Raw genomic sequence first — 23638 nt, 5'->3', positions numbered from 1 at the left:
CCTCTGATCGGCGTGCAACGCAACCGAGACCAACCCGTGGCCGCCCAATCGGGCGCCGGTCTGCGCGACCCGCCCTTATACCCTGTTGGGCGTGACCGAATCGCCGCCCGCCGCATCCGTCGACCCGCCCGGCGCCAACGACGCCGACGCTCCGCGGTACCGCTACACCGCCGAGCTTGCGGCCGGGCTCGAACGCACCTGGCAGGACAACTGGGCCAGCTGGGGGACGTTCCATGTGCCCAACCCGGTCGGCGCGCTGGCGCCCGCCGACGGTGCGGGCGTGCCCGACGACAAACTCTTCGTACAGGACATGTTTCCCTACCCGTCGGGGGACGGGCTGCACGTCGGCCACCCGCTGGGCTACATCGCCACCGACGTCTACGCCCGCTACTACCGGATGCGCGGACGTAATGTCTTGCACGTGTTGGGCTTCGACGCGTTCGGATTGCCGGCCGAGCAATACGCGGTGCAGACCGGCACCCACCCACGCACCCGCACCGAAGCCAACGTGGTGAACTTCCGGCGACAGTTGGGTCGGCTGGGACTCGGTCACGACAGTCGGCGCAGCTTCTCCACCACCGACGTCGAGTTCTACAAGTGGACGCAGTGGATCTTCCTGCAGATCTATAACGCCTGGTTCGACTCCGCTGCCGACAAGGCCCGCCCGATCGCAGACCTGATCGCCGAATACGATTCCGGGGCAAGGAGTCTGGCGGACGGCCGCGATTGGGCGACGCTGTCGGCGGGGGAGCGGTCCGACGTCATCGACGGTCACCGGCTGGTCTATCGCTCCGACTCGCTGGTCAACTGGTGCCCGGGCCTGGGCACGGTACTGGCCAACGAGGAGGTCACCGCCGACGGCCGCAGCGACCGCGGCAACTTCCCGGTGTTCCGGAAACGGTTGCGGCAGTGGAACATGCGGATCACCGCCTATTCCGACCGGTTGCTCGACGACCTCGATTTCCTGGACTGGCCCGAGAAGGTCAAGACCATGCAGCGCAACTGGATCGGACGATCGACCGGTGCGGCGGCGCTGTTCTCGGCGACCGGAGCCGACGGGACCGTGCGCGACATCGAGGTCTTCACCACCCGGCCCGACACCCTGTTCGGTGCCACCTATCTGGTGTTGGCCCCCGAGCACGACCTGGTCGACGCGCTGGTCGCACCGGTCTGGCCGGACGGCACCGACAGAACCTGGACGTACGGCGCCCCGACACCCGTCGAAGCCGTCGCGTCCTACCGGCGCGCCATCGCGGCCAAGTCCGACCTTGAGCGCCAGGAGAGCCGGGAGAAGACAGGCGTCTTCCTCGGCGCCTACGCCGTCAACCCGGCCAACGACCGGCCGGTGCCGGTCTTCATCGCCGACTACGTGCTGGCCGGATACGGGACCGGAGCGATCATGGCCGTGCCGGGCCACGACCAGCGAGACTGGGACTTCGCCCGCGCCATGGGTCTGCCGATCGTCGAAGTCATTGCCGGCGGCGACATTTCGCAAGCAGCGCATTCCGGCGACGGCGTCCTGGTCAACTCCGACTACCTGGACGGGCTCAGCGTCGATGAGGCCAAACAGGCCATCACCGCCCGCCTGGAATCCGAGGGACGGGGCCGCGCGCGCGTCGAATTCAAGCTTCGTGATTGGCTTTTCGCGCGGCAGCGGTATTGGGGCGAACCGTTCCCGATCGTCTTCGACCGCGACGGGCGCCCGCACGCACTTGACGAAGCCTCGCTGCCCGTCGAACTGCCCGACGTGCCGGACTATTCGCCGGTGCTGTTCGACCCTGACGATGCCGACAGCGAACCGTCGCCGCCGTTGGCGAAGGCCACCGAATGGGTGCACGTCGAGCTGGATCTCGGTGACGGCCTGCAGCCCTACACCCGCGACACCAACGTGATGCCGCAATGGGCCGCCAGCTCCTGGTATGAGCTGCGCTACACCGACCCGCTCAACGCGGATCGGTTCTGCGACAAGGAGAACGAGGCCTACTGGATGGGTCCTCGTCCGGCCGAGCACGGTCCCGGCGACCCCGGCGGGGTGGACCTCTACGTCGGTGGCGCCGAGCACGCGGTGCTGCACCTGCTGTATTGCCGTTTCTGGCACAAGGTGCTGTACGACCTGGGCCACGTCAGTTCTCGTGAGCCCTACCGCCGCCTGGTCAACCAGGGCTACATCCAGGCCTTCGCCTACACCGATGCCCGCGGGTCCTACGTGCCGGCCGCCGAGGTCATCGAACGGGACGGCAGGTTCTGCTATCCCGGGCCGGACGGTGAGATCGAGGTTTTTCAGGAGTTCGGCAAAATCGGTAAGAGCCTGAAGAACTCGGTGTCGCCCGACGAGATCTGCGACGCCTACGGCGCCGACACCCTGCGGGTGTACGAGATGTCGATGGGCCCGCTGGAAGCGTCGCGCCCGTGGGCCACCAAGGATGTCGTCGGCGCGCACCGGTTCCTGCAGCGCGTCTGGCGGTTGGTGATCGACGAGGACACCGGCGAAGTGCGGGTGGTGGACGGCGAATTGGATGCCGAGACGCTGCGCGCGCTGCACCGCACCATCGCCGGAGTGTCCGACGACTATGCGGCCCTGCGCAACAACACCGCCGCCGCCAAGCTGATCGAATACACCAACCACCTGACCAAAGCCCACCGCGACGGGGTTCCGCGCGCCGCCGTCGAACCGCTGGTGCTGATGCTGGCGCCGCTGGCCCCGCACCTGGCCGAGGAGTTGTGGTCACGGCTGGGTCACTCAGAATCGTTGGCGCACGGCCCTTTCCCGGTCGTCGACCCGGCCTATCTGGTCGACGACACCGTCGAGTACCCGGTGCAGGTCAACGGCAAGGTGCGCGGCCGGGTGCTGGTGGCCGCCGACGCGGACAAGGAAGCGGTGCAGGCCGCGGCCCTGGGCGACGAGAAGGTGCAGGCATTCCTGGCCGGTGCCGCGCCACGCAAGGTGATCGTGGTCCCCGGCCGGATGGTCAACCTGGTGGTTTGAGAAGCCGGTCGCGTCAACGCTGCCGGATCACCACTTCGTGGACATGACCGTCCCGAGGCGTAGCCACCACGTTGGCCACCACCTCCGCGACGGTTTCCGGGCGCAGGAACTTCGCCGGGTCGTACTCACCGCCCTCGTAGGCGACGAGCTCGCGTTGCATGTCGGTGTCGACGCGTCCGGGATAAACGGAGGTGACCGTCAGCGACGGCTCGTCGGCGCGTAACGAGTCGGCGAAGGCCCTCAGAGCGAACTTGCTGGCCGAATAGGCGGCCATGCCGGACGAGACGTTGCGCCCCGAACCGGAGTTGATGAACACCACCTGCCCGCGCGTCGCCTGCAGCGCAGGCAACAGCGTCAACGTGAGGGCCACCGCCCCGAAGACATTGACGCTGAAGGTGGCGCGCCACTCGTCGACGTGTGACTCCCCGACGTGACCCGGGACGGATACCCCGGCGTTGTGCACCAGCACGTCGAGTTCATCGATGACTTCGCAGCTGGCCTCGATCGAGTCGGTATCGGCCAGATCCAACGGAAAGGTCGTCGCGCCCAACCGTTCGGCGACCTCGTCCAGGCGTCGCGACGGCCGGCCTGCCAACAGCAGCGTGTGGGTGGGCGCCAACGCCGCGGCGATGGCCGAGCCGATGCCGCCGCTGGCGCCGGTGATCAGTGCGGTGGGCACGCCGTCGTACTCAGTTGGGCAACGGCGAAGCCGCTGCCGTCCCGGTGGTGCTGGCGGCCGGTTCACCGGAGGCGAGCCGGTCCAGCGGCGCCAACGCCTTCATCAGGACCTCCAGGTCGGAGTGGGGGAGTTGGCTGAGCATCGCGGCCAGCGAGGCGTGCCGGCTGGCCAGCGACTCGGCGTGCACCGCCCGGCCCTGTGGGGTGATATCGACCAGCACGGCCCGCAGATCGGACGGGTCACGTGAGCGCTTCACCAGACCGACCTTCTCCAGCCGGCGAATGGCGACCGTCGTGGTGGGCGTCCGCACCCGTTCGTGCGCGGCCAAATCCGTCATCCGGATGGGTCCGCGGTCGAGCAGGGTGATCAGTATCGAAAGCTGTGCCAGGGTGAGGTCGCTGGCCACCGCACCCGTGGTCGGGTCGCCGCGACGCAGGATCGCCGACAGCTTGGATAGCGATCGGTGCAGCCCCTCTGCCAGGTCCGCCAGCTCCGGGGACGTGGGTTCGCTGTCCGACATAAACCGGCAGTCTAACCCGACCCGCGCGGGGCGGAAGACCCTGTCTGGGATGGTGCGCCTGCCCTGCTCAAAGCCCCTCGACGAGGAGTTGCTGGTGTCGCTGCGTCCCGGCGGCCGGGCATGCTGGTCCCGGGGGTGCCGAACTCCGCGGATTTGCCGTGATCGGAAAAACCCTCGGCGTGCGCGTCGAGCGGAGCAGGATCGTTCAGAGCACCAACGCTGCCGACTGGGGGATCGCTTCTACCTCTACCAAGACCGGCAGGACTACGTCCGCATCCACGTGGTCGGTGCCCGGTGGGAACACTCCGCGGCGGCACAGTTCGGCGACCATCGTCCTGGCCATCAACTCAGATCGCCGCAGGCACGCGGCTCGCGCGGATTCCGGGTCGCGCCGGTGCATGGCGGCATGCTCGTCTTCGTAGAACGGCAGCAGGTCGTCTTGACTGTGTTGATAGGTCATCCAGAACACGCGGGGGATCAGATTCTGCGAAGCGCGGATGGTGGCGTGCAGGCGAGGCCCGGCGTACTCGTCATTGACCGTGCGCCGGTAATCGCTGGCGCGTTCGGCGAAGGTCCGGGAGTCCCTCGCCGTACGCAGCGACCGCAACAGCGCATCGAGCTCGGTCAGGATGCGGGGAGTGGGATTGGCGGCGGCCCGGCCGGAGGCGATGCCATTGAGCAGGCCGTCAAGTTCGTGGTGCTCGTACACGGTGGCCTCGTCGAACCGTTCGACGAAGGCGCCGCGGTGATAGCGCGTCGACACGACGCCGTCGTGCTCGAGCTGGACCAGTGCCTCCTGGATCGGAACCCGGCTGATACCCAGGCCGTGCGCGATCTCGTTGCGATCGACTCGATCGCCGCTGCGCAGTTTCCCGGTCAATACCAAGTTGAGAACGTGAGTGACAACCTGGTCCTTTTCTTTGATCCCGTACCTTTTGGGCATCCATTCGTCATTTCTTCCGGCCCCCCGAAAGGCCATTGCGCGGCAAGTTTCTCACAGCTCGAGGCATACGAAGAAATGAATTTGAAATGAAACGCGAACTAGCTACGTTCGCTGTCGCGCCATCGGCACAGCGCCTCGGCGTCGGTGAGGTCGTAGTCCGGGCCGTTGACGCCCACCGTGAGCAGCGTGACGCCGAGTCCGCTGAGCGCCTCGGCGTTGGGGATCACGTCCTTCCCGCTGCCCGCTGACGCCGAGCGTTCGATGCTGGCCGGGTCCCGCCCGACGGTCTCGCAGTGCTTGGCCAGCACGGCCGCCTTGCCGGGGAACTCGTCGGCGTCGGCGAAGCTGTGCCAGATGTCGGCGTGCTCGGCGACCAGGCGCAGGGTCTTGCGTTCGCCGCCGCCGCCGATCAGGACGGGGATGTCGCGGGTGGGTGCCGGGTTGAGCTTGGCCAGCCGGGACTTGATCCGGGGGAGTGCGTCGGCCAAGTCGTCGAGTCGGCTGCCCGCGGTGCCGAATTCGTAGCCGTACTCGTCGTAGTCCTTCTGCTTCCATCCCGAGCCGATGCCCAGGATGAGGCGACCGTCGGAGATGTGGTCGACGGTGCGGGACATGTCGGCCAGCAGTTCGGGGTTGCGGTAGGAATTGCAGGTCACCAGCGCGCCGATCTGGATGCGCGACGTCTGCTCGGCCCAAGCCGCGAGCATCGTCCAGCATTCGAAGTGGGCGCCGTCCGGGTCGCCGTAGAGCGGGAAGAAGTGGTCCCAGTTGAACGCCACGTCGACACCGATGTCTTCGCAGCGGCGCACCGCGTCGCGGATCTGCTGGTATTGCGGTGCGTGTTGGGGCTGCAGCTGCACGCCGATGCGGACGGGAAAGTCGGGAAGCACGGGGGAGGTCATAGTGACCACCGTATGCCTCAGCGAGCGTCGACGACTGTGCGGACGAGGTCGATCAGCGCGCGCGGTTGGTCGCTCTGCACCGAGTGGCCCGAGTTCTGCACGACGTGTGCCGCGCGGAAATGCTTTGCGCGCCTTTGTAGTTCGGCGACATCGTCGTCGTTGACGAAACCCGACGTGCCACCCCGCACCAGAGTGACCGGGGCGGTCAATTCGTCGACGTCGTCCCACAGGGCGCCGAACTCGGGGAATTTCCGGATGCTGTCGTAACGCCACGTCCAGTTGCCGTTGTCCAGCCGGCGGGAGTTGTGAAACACCCCGCGCCGCAACGCCTTCACTTCGCGGTGCGGAGCCGCGGCGACGGTGAGATCGAGCATGGCCTGGAAGCTGGGAAACTCCCGTTCGCCGGCCATCAACTCCACGGTGCCGCGCTGCTCCTTGGTCATCTCCGAGTGCCGCGCCAGTGCCGACGGGGTGACGTCGATCAGCACGAGTTCGTCGACCAGCTCCGGCGCCAGCGCGCCGAGCCGGATGCCGGTCAGCCCGCCCAGCGACATACCCACCACGAATTGCGCGCCCGGGGCCAGCTCGCGCAGCACGGGCGCCAGGGTGTCGGCGTTGTTCTGCGGCGAGTAGTCGCCGTCCTCCCGCCACGCGGAATGCCCGTGGCCGGGAAGGTCCACCGCCAGCGCGGGTTCGCCGAGGCCGACAATCACCGTGTCCCAGGTGTGCGCGTTCTGCCCGCCGCCGTGCAGGAAGATCACCCGCGGGTCCGAGCCGCCCCAGCGCAGCGCGCTGATCTGGCCGGCGTCCACCCGTTCGACGTGGGGGAGGGGACCGGTGACGCCGGCTTGTTCGGCGTTCTCGGGCAGCAGGTCGAACTCGGAGAGCCCAGCCAGGTCGTCGTCAGCGGTGTCGGTCACGCCTCGCACTTTACGAGGCGAGCCCGGCAAGTCACGCTAGCGTGACGCTCGGCGCCGGATGTCACGCTAGCGTGACGCTCGACGCACCGCGCACCGCGCACCGCGTAAAGGCTCAGCCCTCGATGATGAACTCTTCGAGCTGCGCGCGCGCGACGTCGTCGGGCAGCTGCTCGGGCGGGCTCTTCATCAGGTACGCCGACGCCGGGATCACCGGGCCGCCGATGCCGCGGTCCTTGGCGATCTTCGCCGCACGCACCGCGTCGATGATGACGCCGGCCGAGTTCGGCGAGTCCCACACCTCGAGCTTGTACTCCAGGTTCAGCGGCACGTCGCCGAAGGCGCGGCCTTCCAGGCGCACGTAGGCCCACTTGCGATCGTCCAGCCAGCCGACGTGGTCGGACGGCCCGATGTGGACGTCCTTGGAGTTGAACTCACGCTGGACGTTGGAGGTCACCGCCTGGGTCTTGGAGATCTTCTTGGACTCCAGGCGCTCGCGCTCCAGCATGTTCAGGAAGTCCATGTTGCCGCCGACGTTGAGCTGCATGGTGCGGTCCAGTTGCACGCCGCGGTCCTCGAACAGCTTGGCCATCACGCGGTGGGTGATGGTGGCACCGACCTGGCTCTTGATGTCGTCTCCGACGATCGGCACGCCGGCGTCGGCGAACTTCTTGGCCCACACCGGGTCCGAGGCGATGAACACCGGCAGCGCGTTGACGAACGCGACACCGGCGTCGATCGCGCACTGCGCGTAGAACTTGTCGGCCTCTTCCGAACCCACCGGCAGGTAGGAGACCAGCACGTCGACCTCGGCGTCCTTGAGCACCTGGACGACGTCCACCGGCTCGGAATCGGACAGCTCGATGGTGTCGGCGTAGTACTTGCCGATGCCGTCCAGCGTCGGTCCGCGCTGCACCAGCACATTGGTGGGGGCGACGTCGGCGATCTTGATGGTGTTGTTCTCCGAGGCGAAGATCGCGTCGGACAGGTCGAAGCCGACCTTCTTCGCGTCGACGTCGAACGCGGCCACGAACTTGACGTCGCGGACGTGGTACGGACCGAACCGTACGTGCATCAAGCCGGGGACCGTGGATGTGTCGTCGGCGTTGTAGTAATACTCAACGCCCTGCACCAGCGAGGACGCGCAGTTGCCGACGCCGACAATGGCGACTCGTACCTCGGACGCCTGCGGCGCGTTCTGCTCACTCATCTGGCGTTCTCCTAACCTCGTAACTCTGATGTCCAACCGGTTTGTCCAAATTCGAACGGGTGAATCACGTCTGTTCGACGTGATTGGGCGCCGCCCGTTCCGCGGCGATGAGCTCGTTGAGCCACTTGACTTCACGCTCACTTGACTCGAGCCCGAGCTGATGCAGTTGACGGGTGTAGCGATCGAACGAGCTGCTGGCCCGCGCCACTGCTTCGCGCAGACCTTCCCGACGCTCTTCGACCTGACGGCGGCGGCCCTCCAGAATGCGCATCCGCGCTTCGGCCGGAGTGCGGTTGAAAAAAGCCAGGTGCACCCCGAAGCCATCGTCGGTGTAGTTGTGCGGCCCGGTGTCGGCGACCAGTTCGCCGAAACGCTGGCGGCCCTTGTCGGTGAGTTGATAGACGCGACGGGCGCGCCGCACCGGCGTCCCGGCCGGGGCCGCATTCTCGGCGATCAACCCGTCGGCCTGCATGCGCCGCAGCGCGGGGTACAGCGAGCCGTAGGAGAAGGCGCGGAAGGCGCCGAGTAGGCCGGTCAGCCGCTTGCGCAGCTCGTAGCCGTGCATGGGGGACTCGATCAGCAGGCCCAGAATGGCCAATTCCAGCATCGAGTCACCTCCTTTTGCATGGCTGATTAGAACGATTTGACGCCTCGCGTCATCGTATCGTCCCGATATATTAGCGACAACACCACCGGGTGTTGGTGCGCCGTTGGTCACAGCCGACACGCGCCTCAGCCCCCGGCGTAACTGACCTTCCTAGGGGTGCCGTCGGCGGCCAACTGGATGGAGCCGCCGCCGTAGTCGCTGGACACGTGGATGGAAAGCGCCAGCGCACCCGGTGTGGTGGGATCCTTCGCCGGCTCGACGATCAGGTACATGGACTTGACGTCTTGCGGTTTGATACCGACGGTTTCCGGCGCCCCACGCAGCACCCCCACCACGGCCTTGATGTCGAATTTGCCCAGGTCGACCAGTGCGGTGTCGGTGCTGCTGTTGCGGGCCGAACTGGTGGGGTCACCCCAGCCGCCGCGGTAGGTGTAGTCCAGTACGCGGCGCTCGTCGGTGGGGTCCTCGCGGTCGATCGACGCGTAGGTGGGGTAGATCACGAAGCGATAGCCGTTGGTGTCACCGAACCGCTTGCGGGTCTGCTCCAGCAGGCCGGTCAGTCCGCCCAGGGAGTGCAGTTGCCGGGGTGGCGTCAGTACCACCGCGCCGATGCCGTCGGATTTGGCGCCCGGATCCGAGGTGAAGTCCAGCGGGGAGGTGGTGTTGCCGTACAGACCCCAACCGATCGCGATGCCGAACAGCACCGACACCCCCAGCGCGGCCAGCGACAGGCCCAACCCGTCGCGCTTCACGCGGGGCCGCTTCGGTGCCGGCGGCTGCGGGGCGGGAGCGCTCTCGGCGGCCTGCAGATCCACCACCAAGTCGCGCAGGTCCCCGAGTGTCACCGCCGAGGTCGCCAGGCTGACCCGGTCGCGGTGCTCTTCCATGGAGAGCTCGCCGTCACTGAGGGCGTTGTCCAGGATCCGACACGTCTGTTGTCGATCCCTGTCCTTGGCTCGGGTTGTCGTTGACCCTGCTCGACCGACTTTCGCCACGGGGACGATCGTAGAAGTCGAGACGCGCTCGATCACCAGCACCCGCAACAGCCTTGGCTGCATATCGGTGCGGGGGATCGCGACGTACTCTGGTCAGCGTGCGATTGCAGCGACAGGTGGTGGAATACGCGCTTCGGCGGCGCTCACTGCTGGCCGAGGTCTACTCGGGACGCACCGGGGTGTCCGAAGTCTGCGACGCCAACCCTTATTTGCTGCGTGCGGCGAAGTTTCACGGGAAACAAAGCCAGGTGATGTGCCCGATCTGCCGAAAGGAGCAGCTCACCCTGGTGTCCTGGGTGTTCGGCGAGCATCTGGGTGCAGTCTCCGGCTCGGCACGCACCGCCGAGGAGTTGGTACTTCTGGCCACGCGGTTCTCCGAGTTTGCTGTGCACGTGGTCGAGGTGTGCCGCACCTGCAGCTGGAATCACCTGGTGAAGTCGTACGTGCTCGGTGCGCCACGCCCGGCGCAGCCGCCGCGAAAGTCCGGTGGCACACGGACGGCGCGCAACGGCGCCCGCACGGCCAGTGAATAGCGAAGGGCGCCATCACCAGTCGTCCAGCGACACCCCGGACGAGTCGACGGCGCAGAGCGGGCGGCATTCCAGCACTCCGGTGCCTCCCGACGACCGATTGACCACGGTGATACCGGCGGTGCCCGGCGAGCGCCCGTCCCGGCACGTCGATCCCGTCGACGAGGTCAAGGCGGCCCTCGACAGTCCGCCGCCCGAACGCGACCACCTCGACCAGGTCAAGGCGGCGTTGGACGCCCCGTCGCCGCGGCCCCGGCGGGACCAGCTGAGCGGCGGACCGCGCCGTGCCGGCGGACCCCCGCCGTCGGGTCCGACGGCGCCCTCGGGCGCGCGGGCGCACCGGTCGAAGCCGACGTGGACCGAGCAGATCAACTGGCGCTGGGTGAAGCGCTCGCTGTATCTGAGCGCGGCGGTGCTGATCCTGCTGCCGATCGTCACCTTCACGATGGCCTACTTCATCGTCGACGTGCCGCGGCCGGGCGACATCCGCACCAACCAGGTCTCCACGATCCTGGCCAGTGACGGTACCGAGATCGCCAGAATCGTTCCGCCCGAAGGCAACCGGGTGGACGTCAACCTCAACCAGGTCCCGGTGCACGTGCGCCAGGCGGTGATCGCCGCCGAGGATCGCGGCTTCTACTCCAACCCCGGGTTTTCCTTCAGCGGGTTCGCCAGGGCGGCCAAGAACAACCTGTTCGGCGGCGACCTGCAGGGTGGTTCCACGATCACCCAGCAGTACGTCAAGAACGCTCTGGTCGGTTCGGCGCAACACGGGCTCAGTGGCGTGATGCGCAAGGCCAAGGAACTGGTCATCGCGACCAAGATGGCGGGGGAGTGGTCGAAAGACGATGTGCTGCAGGCGTATCTGAACATCATCTATTTCGGTCGGGGGGCCTACGGAATCTCGGCGGCGTCCAAGGCCTACTTCGACAAACCGGTCGAGCAGCTGTCGGTGTCCGAGGGCGCGCTGCTGGCCGCGCTGATCCGGCGGCCCTCCACCCTGGACCCCGCCGTGGACCCCGACGGCGCGTTGGCGCGCTGGAACTGGGTGCTGGACGGCATGGTCGAGACCAACGCGCTGTCCTCGGATGACCGCGCGAAACAGGTGTTCCCGCCGACTGTGCCACCCGAACAGGCACGGGCGGCCAACCAGACCACCGGACCGAACGGGCTCATCGAACGGCAGGTCACCAGGGAACTGATGGAGCTGTTCAACATCGACGAACAGACCCTCAACACCCAAGGCCTGCAGGTGACGACCACGATCGACCCGGTGGCGCAGCAGGCCGCCGAGAAGGCGGTCTCGAAGTACCTCGACGGCCAGGACCCGGACATGCGGTCCGCGGTGGTGTCGATCGATCCGCGCAGCGGGGCGGTCAAGGCCTACTACGGCGGATCCAACGCCCAGGGCTTCGATTTCGCCCAGGCGGGCCTGCAGACCGGGTCGTCGTTCAAGGTGTTCGCCTTGGTCGCCGCACTCGAGCAGGGCATCGGTCTGGGCTACCAGGTGGACAGTTCGCCGTTGACCGTCGACGGCATCAAGATCGGCAACGTCGAAGGCGAGAGTTGCGGGACCTGCAACCTGGCCGAGGCGCTGAAGATGTCGCTGAACACCTCGTACTACCGGCTGATGCTCAAGCTCAAGGGCGGGCCCCAGGCCGTCGCCGACGCGGCGCATCAGGCCGGCGTCGCCGACAGCTTCCCGGGTGTGGCGCACACACTGTCCGAGGACGGCAAGGGCGGTCCACCCAACAACGGAATCGTGTTGGGGCAGTATCAAACTCGGGTCATCGACATGGCCTCGGCGTACGCCACTCTGGCCGCCTCGGGTATCTACCACCGGCCGCACTTCGTGCAGAAGGTGGTCAACGCCGAGGGGCAGGTCCTCTTCGACGCCGGCACCGCCGAGGACAGCGGCAACCAACGCATACCCAAGGCGGTGGCCGACAACGTCACCGCGGCCATGCAACCGATCGCCGGCTATTCGCGTGGCCACAACCTGGCCGGCGGACGGGCCTCGGCGGCCAAGACCGGAACCACCCAGTTGGGTGACACCACCTCCAACAAAGACGCCTGGATGGTCGGTTACACCCCGTCGCTGTCCACCGCCGTCTGGGTCGGCACCGTCAAGGGCGACGAGCCGCTGGTGACCGCCTCGGGCGGCGCGGTCTACGGGTCGGGTCTGCCGTCGGACATCTGGAAGTCGACGATGGACGGCGCCCTGAAGGGCACCCAGAACGAGACCTTCCCCAAGCCTTCGGAGATCGGCGGTTACGCCGGCGTGCCCGCCCCGCCGCCGCCGCCCCCGGCACCGCCGTCGCAGACGGTGATCCAACCGACGGTCGAGGTCGCGCCGGGTATCACCATTCCGGTTGGTCCACCGCAGACCATCACCGTGGCGCCACCGGGCCCGCCCGCGCCGGGCCTGCCGGCGCCAGGCCTGCCCGCGCCAGGCCCACCCGCTGACGTGCCCCAACCGGTGCCGTGACACCCCCGGTGACCGGGGCACGGACCGAGCGCGCCGACATATCGCCGCAACCGCTGGCCGCCGACCGGCGAAGCGCCGACAGTCGTGATTGCCCCAGCCGCAACGACGTCCTCGGCGCTGCGCTGGCGGGCGTGGTCGGGGGGCCGGTAGGCAGGCATGCGCTGATCGGACGGACCCGGTTCATGACTCCGCTGCGGGTGATGATCGTCTTCGCGCTGGTGTTCCTGGCGTTGGGTTGGTCGACGAAGGCGGCCTGCCTGCAAAGCACCGGAACCGGCACCGGCGATCAGCGGGTGGCGAACTGGGACAACCAACGCGCCTACTACGAGCTGTGTTATTCCGACACCGTCCCGCTGTACGGCGCGGAGTTGTTGAGCCAGGGCAAGTTTCCGTACAAGTCCAGCTGGATCGAGACCGACGGCAACGGCGCACCCCAGATCCGCTACGACGGCCAGGTCGCCGTCCGCTACATGGAATACCCGGTGCTGACCGGCCTGTATCAGTACCTGTCGATGGCGCTGGCCAAGACCTACACCACGGTGAGCAAGCTGGGTCTGGTCCCGGTGGTCGCCGAGGTGGTGATGTTCTTCAACTTCGCGGCCGTCGGGCTGGCGTTGGCCTGGCTGGCCACCGTCTGGGCAACCTCAGGCTTGGCGGGGCGCCGGGTCTGGGACGCGGCACTGGTGGCGGCCTCGCCGTTGTTGATCTTCCAGATCTTCACCAATTTCGACGCCCTCGCAACGGCTTTCGCGATGGGTGGCCTGCTGGCGTGGGCCCGCCGAAAACCGTGGCTGGCCGGTCTGCTGATCGGCCTCGGTGCGGCGGCCAAGCTGTATCCGCTGCTGCTGCTGGGACCGCTGCTGGTGCTGGGAATCCGGTCCGGACGTCTCGGTGGGGTAGCGCGCACCGCCGCAGGCGCGGTAGCGACCTGGGTGGCGGTGAATCTGCCGGTGGCAGTGCTGTTTCCACGCGGCTGGTCGGAGTTCTTCCGGCTCAACACCCGTCGCGGCGACGACATGGACTCGCTGTACAACGTCGTGAAGTCGTTCACGGGTTGGCGCGGCTTCGATTCGTCGCTGGGCTTCTGGGAACCGCCGACGGTGCTCAACGCGGTGGTGACCGTGTTGTTCCTATCGTGCTGCGCGGCAATCACATACATCGCGTTCACCGCGCCGCAGCGGCCCCGGTTGGCGCAGCTGGCATTTCTGGTGGTGGCGGCGTTCCTGTTGACCAACAAGGTGTGGAGTCCGCAGTTCTCGTTGTGGCTGGTCCCGTTGGCGGTGCTGGCGCTGCCGCACCGCCGGATCCTGTTGGCGTGGATGACCATCGATGCGCTGGTCTGGGTGCCGCGGATGTATTACCTGTACGGCAACCCCAGTCGGTCGCTGCCCGAGCAGTGGTTCACCACGACCGTGCTGTTGCGTGATATAGCGGTGCTGGGTCTGTGTGTCCTGGTCATTCGGCAGATCTACCGTCCCGGCGAGGATTTGGTGCGCTGGCAGGGCAGAGTCGACGACCCGGCGGGCGGGATATACGACTTGGCGCCTGATGCGGCGCCCAGCTGGTTGCCGAACTGGTTGCGCCCCAAGCCCTTTAACCGGCCGGCGGTTGCACGCGAAGACGACGCCGAACTCGACGTGGCCGTCGGGAAGGCCTGATGCAGGTCGCCATTCCGGTGTTCCCCCGGTTCACGGCGCTGGATGCGGTGGGTCCCTATGAAGTGCTGCAACGCATCCCGTCGATCGAGGTGGTCTTCCTCGGGCACACGCGCGGGGAGATCCGCACCGAGAACGGCTTGCTCGGCGTCACCTGCGACGCAACCTTCGACGAAGTGAAGGCCCCCGATGTCGTCGTGGTGCCCGGCGGCATCGGCACCCGAACACTCGTCGGCGACGAAACACTCTGCGGCTGGCTGCAATCGGTGCATCCGGGCACCGAGTTCACCACCTCGGTGTGCACCGGTGCGCTGCTGCTGGCCGGTGCGGGCCTGCTGGACGGACTGACCGCGACGACGCATTGGCGCGCGGCCGAGGAACTTAATGCGCTGGGGGCGCGGTACGTGCCCGACCGGGTCGTCGAGCACCTGCCCCAACGCATCATCACCGCGGCCGGGGTGTCCAGCGGGATCGACATGGCGCTGCGGTTGGTGGAGTTGCTGGTGGACCGGGAGGCCGCGCAGGCCGCGCAACTACTGATCGAGTACGACCCGCAGCCGCCGTTCGACTCCGGCTCATTGGCCAAGGCCGACGACGGGACCAGAGCCCGGGTGGCGGAGTTCCTGCGGTCCCGGAAGTGAATTTCCGGCCGAGCCGGTGATCCGGTAGCCTGGGGCGGTTGCCGACGCAGGCGACCCTCCTGCCACGGAACGTCCGTGGCCGCGCAGACCAGAGGAGGTGATGAGGTCCCTATGCGTCCATACGAAATCATGGTCATCCTCGACCCCACGCTCGACGAACGCACCGTCGCCCCGTCGCTGGAGACGTTTCTCAACGTCGTCCGCAAAGACGGCGGCACGGTCGAGAAGGTCGACATCTGGGGCCGGCGGCGGCTGGCGTACGAGATCGCCAAGCACGCCGAAGGCATCTACGTCGTCATCGACCTGAAGGCCGCCCCCGCCACGGTCTCCGAGCTGGACCGGCAGTTGAGCCTGAACGAGTCGGTGCTGCGCACCAAGGTGATGCGCACCGACAAGCACTAACTGTCGGATCTGCTGCGTACAGTCACTATGACTACTTGCCGGGCGGACTCAGGAGGAAATCATGGCTGGTGACACCACCATTACCGTCGTCGGAAACCTGACCGCTGATCCCGAGCTGCGGTTCACGCCGTCGGGTGCTGCCGTGGCCAACTTCACCGTCGCGTCGACACCGCGGATCTACGACCGGCAGAGCGGGGAGTGGAAGGACGGCGAAGCGCTGTTCCTGCGCTGCAACATCTGGCGCGAGGCCGCGGAGAACGTCGCCGAAAGCCTGACCCGCGGGTCGCGCGTGATCGTGACCGGGCGGCTCAAGCAGCGGTCCTTCGAGACCCGTGAGGGCGAGAAGCGCACCGTGGTCGAGGTCGAGGTCGACGAGATCGGGCCTTCGCTCAAGTACGCCACCGCCAAGGTCAACAAGGCCAGCCGCAGCGGCGGCGGCGGTTACAGCGGCGGTGGCGGCGGATCGCGGCAGTCGGCGCCCGCCCAGTCCGGTGGCTCCGGTGACGACCCGTGGGGCAGCGCCCCGGCCTCGGGTTCGTTCGGCGGCGGCGACGACGAACCACCCTTCTGATCCAGAGAACTTCGAAGCACGAGAAACGGAAAGAACAACACTCATGGCCAAGTCCACCAAACGGCGCCCGGCTCCGGAAAAGCCGATCAAGGCACGCAAGTGCGTGTTCTGCGCCAAGAAGGACCAAGCGATCGACTACAAGGACACCGCGCTGCTGCGGACCTACATCAGCGAGCGCGGCAAGATCCGGGCCCGGCGGGTCACCGGCAACTGCGTCCAGCACCAGCGCGACATCGCGATCGCGGTGAAGAACGCCCGCGAGGTCGCGTTGCTGCCCTTCACCTCCTCGACGCGGTAAACACCGCGCCTGCAACGAAAGAACGCCAACGATGAAGCTGATTCTCACGGCTGACGTCGACCACCTCGGTGGCGTCGGCGACACAGTCGAAGTCAAGGACGGGTACGGCCGCAACTTCCTGCTGCCGCGTGGCCTGGCAATCGTCGCCTCGCGGGGTGCGCAGCGACAGGCCGACGACATCCGTCGGGCGCGCGAGACCAAAACGGTCCGCGACCGTGAGCACGCCGACGAACTCAAGACCGCCATCCAGGCCCTGGGCCCGGTGGCGTTGCCGGTGAAGACCGCCGGCGACAGCGGCAAGCTGTTCGGCTCGGTCACCGCCGGCGACATCGTGACCGCCATCAAGAAAGCCGGCGGCCCTAACCTCGACAAGCGGATCGTGCGGCTGCCCAAGGCGCACATCAAGTCCGTCGGTACGCACCCGGTTGTGGTGCACCTCCACCCCGAGGTCGACGTCGAGGTCTCCGTCGACGTCGTCGCCGACAGCTAATTCCGTAGCCTGCCCGGCGTGGCTCTGCGAGGCCATGCCGGGTTTTGCGCTGCGCCCGAAATTCCCCGCGCGGCTTCGTCGGTTGTCGCGCTGGCGAACAAATCCGAAGCCATTCGCCGGCAGGGGGCGTAACCGGCCATTTACTCAGCGAAAATCTGACTGAAAACCAACACGCCCGGCGCGATAACCTGCCCCGACACGCCGATGAGATTGTTGTCCACACGATTTCGTCAGCGTTGTATGGCGGTTAGCAGCAGTGATGTCGCAATAAGCCACATTGATCCACAGGTTCTCCACAGTCCGCTCAACATCGGCGTCGACGTATATGCACACACGATGCACAGCTTGATGAACAAGCTCTCTTTGACAGGTCGCCAGCAACGTTTACGTTCATCCCGGCGCCTTGGCCAAGCAGGCCATGAGGTGGGACGGGGGTGGGTGTCAGTGCCGTGACTTACGCTCTGGATGTACGGCTTTCGAATGTGTGTTCGGTAGTTGAGCGGAGAGGGTGAGGGCCCGTGGCTGTCGTCGATGACCTGCCGCATCCCGGTATGGATTCTCCAACGCCCAGTGAGGATTACGGACGCCAACCTCCGCAGGATCTCGTGGCCGAGCAGTCGGTGTTGGGCGGGATGCTGCTGAGCAAGGATGCGATAGCCGACGTCCTGGAGCGGTTGCGGCCTGGCGATTTCTACCGCCCGGCGCACCAGAACGTCTACGACGCGATCTTGGACCTGTACGGCCGTGGTGAACCGGCCGACGCGGTGACGGTGGCCGCCGAGCTCGATCGGCGCGGGCTGTTGCGCCGCATCGGCGGTGCGCTCTATCTGCACACCCTGATCTCGACGGTGCCGACGGCGGCCAACGCGGGCTACTACGCGACCATCGTCGCCGAGAAGGCGCTGCTGCGCCGGCTGGTGGAGGCCGGCACCCGCGTGGTGCAGTACGGCTACGCCGGTGCCGACGGTGCGGACGTCGCCGAAATCGTCGACCGCGCCCAGGCCGAGATCTACGAGGTGGCCGACCGGCGGACGTCGGAAGACTTTGTGCCGCTTGAGGATCTGCTGCAGCCGACGATGGACGAGATCGATGCGATCGCCTCCAACGGTGGCATCTCACGCGGCGTGCCGACGGGATTCACCGAGCTCGACGAGGTCACCAACGGGCTGCATCCGGGGCAGATGATCATCGTGGCGGCGAGGCCGGGCGTGGGTAAGGCGCTGGCGCTCGACACGCCGCTACCCACGCCGTTCGGCTGGACCACGATGGGTGACGTCGCCGTCGGCGATTGGCTGCTCGACGCGGACGGCATACCGACTCAAGTCATCGCGGCGACCGAGGTCATGCTGGGCCGTCCGTGCTTCGAAATCGAATTCTCCGATGGCACAACGATCGTCGCCGATGCCCAGCACATGTGGCCGACCGGTGCCGGCATCCGGACATCGGCACAGCTGCGCAGCAATCTGGACACCATCGCGCCGGCGGGATCAGCACAGGATGAGGGCACCCTGCTGACCTCGGTGTTGCAGATCGTGTCGGCTCGCCGGGTGCCCAGTGTCGCGGTGCGGTGCGTCGAAGTGGGCAACGATCAGCACCTGTATCTGGCCGGCGAGGGGATGGTGCCGACGCACAATTCGACTCTCGGCTTGGACTTCATGCGGTCGTGCTCGATCAAGCACCGCATGGCCAGCGTCATCTTCTCGTTGGAGATGAGCAAGTCCGAGATCGTGATGCGGCTGTTGTCAGCGGAAGCAAAAATCAAACTCGCCGATATGCGTTCGGGTCGGATGAGTGACGACGACTGGACGCGGTTGGCGCGGCGGATGAGCGAGATCAGCGAGGCGCCGCTGTACATCGACGATTCACCCAACTTGACCATGATGGAGATCCGCGCGAAGGCGCGCCGGCTGCGTCAGAAGGCCAACCTCAAGCTCGTCGTGGTCGACTATCTGCAACTGATGACTTCGGGCAAGAAGGTCGAGTCGCGTCAGATCGAAGTGTCCGAGTTCTCCCGGCACCTCAAGTTGTTGGCGAAAGAGCTCGAGGTTCCGGTAGTGGCGATCAGCCAGCTGAACCGTGGTCCCGAACAGCGCACTGACAAGAAGCCGATGCTGTCCGACCTTCGCGAGTCAGGATGCGTGACCGCCGCAACCAGGGTCCTGCGTGCCGACACCGGCACCGAGGTCGCCATCGGCGAGTTGCTGCGTACCGGCGAGCGACCGTTGGTGTGGTCGCTGGACGAGCAGTTGCGGATGGTCGCGCGACCAATGACCAATGTGTTCCCGAGTGGGCATAAAGAGGTCTTTCGGCTGCGGCTGGCCTCCGGGCGCGAGATCGAAGCCACCGCCAACCATCCCTTCATGAAACTCGAAGGATGGACACCGTTGGAAGAGTTGAAGATTGGTGACCGCATCGCCGCGCCGCGTCGGGTGCCCGAGCCGGTCAACACCCAACGAATGGACGACGCTGAAGTCATGCTGCTGGCCCACATGATCGGTGACGGGTCATGCGTGAAACGTCAGCCGATCAGGTATGCCTCCATAGATGAGGCGAATCTGGTAGCAGTGACCGTGGCTGCGGCGCATTTCGGTGTGACCGCCGTGCGCGACGAATATCCGGCGGCGCGGGTGACGACGCTGCGACTGCCGGCGCCCTATCGTTTGACGCACGGTCGGCGCAACCCGATCGCCGCGTGGCTCGACGGACTGGGCTTGTTCGGCAAGCGCAGTCACGAAAAGTTTGTGCCGGAAGCCGTCTTTCGCGCACCCAACGATCAGGTGGCGTTGTTCCTGCGGCATTTGTGGGCGACGGACGGGTCGGTGCGGTGGGACGAGAAGGCGGGCCAGGGCCGGATCTACTACGCGTCGACGAGCAGGCGACTGATTGACGATGTGGCGCACCTGCTGCTGCGGGTCGGCATCTACGCACGGATCAAGCGCGTGCGGAAGCTCGGCTACCGCGACTCCTGGCACCTCCACATTTACGGTGTGCAGAATCAGGTCAGGTTCCTGCGCGATGTGGGCGTCCATGGCGTGAAAGCCGTGGCAGCGCAGAAGGTTCTGTCGCACCTCGACGGCATGGTTCGCAATCCAAACCAGGACACCGTGCCGGTCGGGATCTGGGCGCAGGTCCGAAACGCGTTGTCCGCCAAGAAGATGACGCATCGGCAGTTTGCCGCCGCGATGGGTACGCAGTTCTGCGGCTCGACGATGTGGAAGCATGCACCCAGTCGGTCACGGCTCCTTCGGGCGGCGGCGCTACTGGAAGACCGCGGTATTCATGCGCTGGCAACAAGCGACGTCTACTGGGACACGATCGTCGAGATCACCAGCATCGGAACACAAGACGTCTACGACGGGACCGTGCACGGTACGCATAATTTTGTAGCGAACTGCATAAATATTCATAATTCGCTTGAACAGGATGCGGACATGGTCATTCTTTTGAACAGGCCGGATGCGTTCGAGCGGGACGATCCGCGCGGCGGAGAAGCGGATTTCATTCTGGCCAAACACCGTAACGGCCCGACCAAGACGGTGACCGTTGCGCATCAGCTGCACTTGTCGCGGTTTTCCAATATGGCGAGGTGACATTCAGCCGCTGTGGCTGGACGTCATCCTGCGAATATCGCCGTGACGATGCGTTCGGCTCGGGGGGTTTCGTTGACGTCCGCGACCCATGCTGTCCAGGTGGGTGCAGTCTGATCGATTCCTTCGCCCGAGCCCGGAGTCGTCACCACTATCGGAGGTCGATCTCCGCCGTTGCATCCGTACGCAGGCGAATACCCATCCGCTCGGCCTCTGGCGCCGCCGATAAGGATGCTGCACCTCGATCCGTCCGCGAGGAGCACGGCCAGTGGTTGCGGAACTGATGGTGGCAGCACCGGCGGCAATGTGGCGGTCGAGAAGGCGAATCGAGTGAGCTGCTTGTTCCAAGGATCACGAGACACAACATTGCCTGCGGCTGGGCGGGCCAGCAGGTTGTGGCGCTCGCGGCGAACGGATAACAGCTATAGATGCCCGGCTGCAACGCAGATACGGACGGTTGCGAACACTGGGACAACGTCGCGCGAGAGAAGCTGGCAGGTTTCTCGCTGTACCCGGCGGCTGGCAAGCCTGCTGAATTCACGGCAGCCGCAGTGACGATTTCGGTGGGTGTGGGTTGCGGTGGTGCCGGCGGGAGCGCGGTGGTTGTCGCCGTAACGCTTGGCGGATTGGGCGCTGCCGTACTCGGAGGCGCGGCGGTGGCGCTCGGTGGCGTCGTGGTCGCACTGGGACTGTCTCCAGGGTTCGTCTGCCACGGCCGCCAGAGAAGAAGTGCGACGGCGACCGCCGCGACGACCCCTAGCGTGAGGAGGGCCTTCGACCACGTTGACGGCCGAGGTTTCGGCGGCACCTTGGGCACCGCTTTGGTAGGGGGCTCATGCAAGGTCGTGGGTGCGTTGGCGGGACGCACTTGCGTGGCCGCAGCCGACGGCACGTTGGCCGATTCTGGGGCCGTCTCGCGTAAGCGCGCCGCGAATTCCGTTGCGTTGGAGTAACGGTCGGTCGGGCTCTTGGCCAGTGCTGTGTGCAGCACCTGGTCGAGAGAGGCGAGGTCTCGCCTAGTGTCAGCGATGCGGGGAGGTGCCGCATTGAGGTGCCGACTAATGACCACGGCGGCATTGGAGTGGGGGAATACCGTGGTGCCCGTTAGCATCTCGTAGCACGACGCAGCGAGTGCGTAAAGATCGGCGCGGCCGTCGAGTTCTTCCCCCATGAGTTGTTCTGGGGCGCAGTAGGCCACCGTGCCGACAGTCATGTTGGTTTCGGTGAGGCCGCTGACGTCGCCGATGGCGCGTGCGACGCCGAAGTCGGTAAGCATGATGCGTCTGTCGTCCCCGTCGCCGGCGACCATGATGTTGGCGGGTTTGACGTCGCGGTGCAGCAAGCCTTGCTTATGGGCGTAGTCGAGAGCCTTGGCGACGGCGGTCGCGATCGCAAAGACGTCGTGCACGGGCAGACCAGCTGGATACTTCTCGCGCAGAAGCTTCCCAACGTCTGATCCGTCGATGTAATCCATCGAGATCCACAGGTGGTCTTCGAACTCACCACGGTCGTGGACACCGACGATGTTTGGATGCCAGAGCGTGGAGGCGAGGTCAGCTTCCCGCTCGAATCTCGCACGGTATTCGGGGTTCTGTGACAGATCTACCCGCAGGACCTTCAGGGCGTCCAACCGCGGCAGCCGCGGGTGCTTAACAAGGTAGACCTCTCCCATGCCGCCTGAGCCAAGCTGGCGTAGAACGCGGTAGCCAGCGAACGTCTGACCATCGCTCAAGGGCATATCGAGATCCTAAGGGCCGTTGCAGGGCGGATCAGGAGCCTCCCGATTCGGTTGAGGACCTTCCGTCGCGGCCATTCATCAAACTCCCGGCGGTGCGTCGGGTTGATACGTAAGGACGGGGGTGGCCCAGGCCGACACGCGCGTCGCGCCCTACATCCCGTGGCTGCCCGGATCGGCGTCCGGGCAGAGTTCTTCGTGAGCGGCGAACACCATTCCGCCGGCCTGGTCAAGAGTCGGCGCGGGAAGAATCCGCATAACGCTGCCGGCGAGCTGGTCGCGGGGCACGCCGCGGCGCATTTCCTGGCAGAGCTGGTACCCGATCCGCAGCGCGGCCGGCTGGCTCTCTGCGTCCAAAAGGTAGCCGTAATCGACGGCGAGACGTGCCAGGTAGCCGGCTTCGCTGGCGCGTGCGGTAGCGGGTGAGGCTAGCGGCAGGGCGGCAGCGGCGACGGCGCCGGCGATCGCGAGACGTGTATTCATCTGCTCAGGGTGCCCGCCATAGAGGCGGCGCAACCGTGCCGGTAATCGCGGCATTTACGTCAAGTGCGTCTCGGTCCTGTGGTGCCGGTCGAGGCACCGCTGATCGCCACACCGGATGCTCGGGCCTTGGATTCTGACGACGCAGTCCTTACGGTGAAGCGTCGCTATGCCGCAGTGCACCCAGTGCACGCGGACGTGCTGGCCGCTGCTGACGCGGACGCCAAGGCGATTGGCGTGAACCGCTCCGAACTGGTCGAGCAGGCCCTGCGCCATGAGCATCTCCACCTTGCCCTGCAGAGCTACACCGCCCACACCGTGCCGGCGCTGAACATCGGCGACTACGCCGCCACGATCTATCAGGCCAACCGGGCCGCGGAACTGTGATCGCACCCGGGGACGTCGCGCCGCGGCAGGACACCAGCCACGAGGCCTACGTCTTCGTATTGTCGAACACGATCCATCTCGCGGCTGGCACGGACAGATTGATTACCTGCCCCTTCATCCCCGACCAACTTCCAGATGCCGCCATGTCGATGATCGTGACGGTGCAGCAACCCGAAGGTGTGGTGCTTCCAGAACTGGTGCAGTGGCTTCCCACCGCCGCTCTCGACGAGTCCATCGGCAACATCGGGGGCCAGGCGCTCCGCCAGACAGCGCCGCCGATCACCGCGCTGATCACGTAGTCGGGGGTACACACCGTGGTCACCAATGAGTCCCAAGAAACAGCCGGTGTCCGCCCCTGTGGTGTGCTGGAAGCATGCTATGGGGCGGGTCGAATGGTTGCGGGCTACCCCATATCGCCCAGCCCGCTCTCGGACCGGACCGGACCGGACCGGGGCGGCCGGCTGTTAACGACGGTTGAAAACCCGGCCAGTCGCGACGGTTGAAAAGTAGGCCACCCAATCAGATTGGATGGGTAATCTCTTTGGAAGACTGGGCTTTGATCCGGCATCTTTACCGCAGCGAGGGTTTGTCTCAGCGGGCCATTGCACGCCAGCT

General features: G+C 66.2%; 22 protein-coding genes. 12 read left to right on the top strand and 10 right to left on the bottom strand.

The window, feature by feature from the left end:
• Positions 1–91 precede the first annotated feature (91 nt).
• Entirely contained in the window at positions 92–2986 is a 2895-nt protein-coding gene (gene leuS, locus AC5Y4D_RS22415; RefSeq protein ID WP_500038232.1) for a leucine--tRNA ligase, read from the top strand.
• A 13-nt stretch (positions 2987–2999) separates the two neighbouring features.
• Here the strand turns inward: leuS and AC5Y4D_RS22410 are convergent, their stop codons facing one another.
• From AC5Y4D_RS22410 to AC5Y4D_RS22375, 8 genes are all read right to left on the bottom strand, one after another.
• Positions 3000–3665 (bottom strand): SDR family oxidoreductase, encoded by a 666-nt coding sequence (locus AC5Y4D_RS22410; protein WP_499942917.1) that lies wholly within the window; start codon positions 3663–3665, stop codon positions 3000–3002.
• Positions 3666–3675: 10 nt separating this feature from the next.
• On the bottom strand, positions 3676–4185 hold the full coding sequence (locus tag AC5Y4D_RS22405; RefSeq protein ID WP_499942915.1) for a MarR family winged helix-turn-helix transcriptional regulator: 510 nt from the start codon (positions 4183–4185) through the stop codon (positions 3676–3678).
• Between the two features lie 205 nt (positions 4186–4390).
• Positions 4391–5128, bottom strand: a complete 738-nt coding sequence (locus tag AC5Y4D_RS22400) for a GntR family transcriptional regulator (protein ID WP_500038231.1) — start codon at positions 5126–5128, stop codon at positions 4391–4393.
• 98 nt (positions 5129–5226) lie between these two features.
• A complete protein-coding gene (locus AC5Y4D_RS22395; RefSeq protein WP_500038230.1) occupies positions 5227–6030 on the bottom strand; it encodes an LLM class F420-dependent oxidoreductase in 804 nt (267 codons plus the stop codon).
• A 17-nt stretch (positions 6031–6047) separates the two neighbouring features.
• Positions 6048–6950, bottom strand: a complete 903-nt coding sequence (locus tag AC5Y4D_RS22390) for an Rv0045c family esterase (RefSeq protein WP_499942911.1) — start codon at positions 6948–6950, stop codon at positions 6048–6050.
• Between the two features lie 112 nt (positions 6951–7062).
• Entirely contained in the window at positions 7063–8157 is a 1095-nt protein-coding gene (locus tag AC5Y4D_RS22385; RefSeq protein WP_499942910.1) for an inositol-3-phosphate synthase, read from the bottom strand.
• 64 nt (positions 8158–8221) lie between these two features.
• Positions 8222–8764 (bottom strand): PadR family transcriptional regulator, encoded by a 543-nt coding sequence (locus tag AC5Y4D_RS22380; RefSeq protein WP_499942908.1) that lies wholly within the window; start codon positions 8762–8764, stop codon positions 8222–8224.
• Between the two features lie 125 nt (positions 8765–8889).
• Positions 8890–9822, bottom strand: a complete 933-nt coding sequence (locus tag AC5Y4D_RS22375; protein ID WP_499942907.1) for a DUF1707 SHOCT-like domain-containing protein — start codon at positions 9820–9822, stop codon at positions 8890–8892.
• 35 nt (positions 9823–9857) lie between these two features.
• On the opposite strand from AC5Y4D_RS22375, the gene AC5Y4D_RS22370 reads away from it, so the two are divergent.
• From AC5Y4D_RS22370 to AC5Y4D_RS22330, 9 genes are all read left to right on the top strand, one after another.
• Positions 9858–10292 (top strand): DUF5318 family protein, encoded by a 435-nt coding sequence (locus tag AC5Y4D_RS22370; RefSeq protein WP_499942905.1) that lies wholly within the window; start codon positions 9858–9860, stop codon positions 10290–10292.
• Positions 10293–10371: 79 nt separating this feature from the next.
• The gene (locus AC5Y4D_RS22365) at positions 10372–12777 is read left to right on the top strand and encodes a transglycosylase domain-containing protein (RefSeq protein ID WP_499990923.1); all 2406 of its coding nucleotides are present in this window, start codon (positions 10372–10374) and stop codon (positions 12775–12777) included.
• Between the two features lie 8 nt (positions 12778–12785).
• Complete coding sequence (locus tag AC5Y4D_RS22360; protein ID WP_500038253.1) at positions 12786–14435, top strand: glycosyltransferase family 87 protein; 1650 nt, start codon at positions 12786–12788, stop codon at positions 14433–14435.
• Positions 14435–15073 carry a DJ-1/PfpI family protein gene (locus AC5Y4D_RS22355; RefSeq protein WP_500038229.1) on the top strand — a complete coding sequence of 213 codons (639 nt, stop codon included), beginning with the start codon at positions 14435–14437 and terminating at the stop codon, positions 15071–15073. Before AC5Y4D_RS22360 ends, AC5Y4D_RS22355 begins: the two co-directional genes overlap by 1 nt.
• A gap of 111 nt (positions 15074–15184) precedes the next feature.
• On the top strand, positions 15185–15475 hold the full coding sequence (rpsF, locus tag AC5Y4D_RS22350) for a 30S ribosomal protein S6 (protein WP_067415006.1): 291 nt from the start codon (positions 15185–15187) through the stop codon (positions 15473–15475).
• A gap of 61 nt (positions 15476–15536) precedes the next feature.
• A complete protein-coding gene (locus AC5Y4D_RS22345) occupies positions 15537–16046 on the top strand; it encodes a single-stranded DNA-binding protein (protein WP_499942901.1) in 510 nt (169 codons plus the stop codon).
• Positions 16047–16089: 43 nt separating this feature from the next.
• Positions 16090–16344, top strand: coding sequence for a 30S ribosomal protein S18 (gene rpsR / locus AC5Y4D_RS22340; RefSeq protein WP_499942900.1), 255 nt, complete (start codon positions 16090–16092; stop codon positions 16342–16344).
• Between the two features lie 31 nt (positions 16345–16375).
• Positions 16376–16834, top strand: a complete 459-nt coding sequence (gene rplI / locus AC5Y4D_RS22335) for a 50S ribosomal protein L9 (protein ID WP_499942898.1) — start codon at positions 16376–16378, stop codon at positions 16832–16834.
• 518 nt (positions 16835–17352) lie between these two features.
• Complete coding sequence (locus AC5Y4D_RS22330; protein WP_500038228.1) at positions 17353–20424, top strand: replicative DNA helicase; 3072 nt, start codon at positions 17353–17355, stop codon at positions 20422–20424.
• A 148-nt stretch (positions 20425–20572) separates the two neighbouring features.
• Here the strand turns inward: AC5Y4D_RS22330 and AC5Y4D_RS22325 are convergent, their stop codons facing one another.
• Positions 20573–22159 (bottom strand): serine/threonine-protein kinase, encoded by a 1587-nt coding sequence (locus AC5Y4D_RS22325; protein WP_500038227.1) that lies wholly within the window; start codon positions 22157–22159, stop codon positions 20573–20575.
• Positions 22160–22309: 150 nt separating this feature from the next.
• Positions 22310–22639, bottom strand: a complete 330-nt coding sequence (locus AC5Y4D_RS22320; RefSeq protein ID WP_500038226.1) for a DUF732 domain-containing protein — start codon at positions 22637–22639, stop codon at positions 22310–22312.
• Between the two features lie 174 nt (positions 22640–22813).
• On the opposite strand from AC5Y4D_RS22320, the gene AC5Y4D_RS22315 reads away from it, so the two are divergent.
• The gene (locus AC5Y4D_RS22315; RefSeq protein WP_500038252.1) at positions 22814–23023 is read left to right on the top strand and encodes an antitoxin; all 210 of its coding nucleotides are present in this window, start codon (positions 22814–22816) and stop codon (positions 23021–23023) included.
• Positions 23020–23322 carry a toxin gene (locus AC5Y4D_RS22310; protein WP_500038225.1) on the top strand — a complete coding sequence of 101 codons (303 nt, stop codon included), beginning with the start codon at positions 23020–23022 and terminating at the stop codon, positions 23320–23322. Before AC5Y4D_RS22315 ends, AC5Y4D_RS22310 begins: the two co-directional genes overlap by 4 nt.
• The last annotated feature ends 316 nt before the right edge of the window (positions 23323–23638 follow it).

This window comes from Mycobacterium sp. NGS67 (genome assembly GCF_059812185.1).
This window is presented reverse-complemented; position numbering and strand designations above follow the sequence as displayed.

Coding starts and splice junctions, on each gene's coding strand:
- AC5Y4D_RS22405 (WP_499942915.1), bottom strand. CDS start 4,185: ATGTCGGACAGCGAACCCACGTCCCCGGAGCTGGCGGACCTGGCAGAG.
- AC5Y4D_RS22400 (WP_500038231.1), bottom strand. CDS start 5,128: ATGCCCAAAAGGTACGGGATCAAAGAAAAGGACCAGGTTGTCACTCAC.
- AC5Y4D_RS22395 (WP_500038230.1), bottom strand. CDS start 6,030: ATGACCTCCCCCGTGCTTCCCGACTTTCCCGTCCGCATCGGCGTGCAG.
- AC5Y4D_RS22385 (WP_499942910.1), bottom strand. CDS start 8,157: ATGAGTGAGCAGAACGCGCCGCAGGCGTCCGAGGTACGAGTCGCCATT.
- AC5Y4D_RS22380 (WP_499942908.1), bottom strand. CDS start 8,764: ATGCTGGAATTGGCCATTCTGGGCCTGCTGATCGAGTCCCCCATGCAC.
- AC5Y4D_RS22375 (WP_499942907.1), bottom strand. CDS start 9,822: ATGCAGCCAAGGCTGTTGCGGGTGCTGGTGATCGAGCGCGTCTCGACT.
- AC5Y4D_RS22355 (WP_500038229.1), top strand. CDS start 14,435: ATGCAGGTCGCCATTCCGGTGTTCCCCCGGTTCACGGCGCTGGATGCG.
- rpsF (WP_067415006.1), top strand. CDS start 15,185: ATGCGTCCATACGAAATCATGGTCATCCTCGACCCCACGCTCGACGAA.
- AC5Y4D_RS22345 (WP_499942901.1), top strand. CDS start 15,537: ATGGCTGGTGACACCACCATTACCGTCGTCGGAAACCTGACCGCTGAT.
- rpsR (WP_499942900.1), top strand. CDS start 16,090: ATGGCCAAGTCCACCAAACGGCGCCCGGCTCCGGAAAAGCCGATCAAG.
- rplI (WP_499942898.1), top strand. CDS start 16,376: ATGAAGCTGATTCTCACGGCTGACGTCGACCACCTCGGTGGCGTCGGC.
- AC5Y4D_RS22325 (WP_500038227.1), bottom strand. CDS start 22,159: ATGCCCTTGAGCGATGGTCAGACGTTCGCTGGCTACCGCGTTCTACGC.
- AC5Y4D_RS22320 (WP_500038226.1), bottom strand. CDS start 22,639: ATGAATACACGTCTCGCGATCGCCGGCGCCGTCGCCGCTGCCGCCCTG.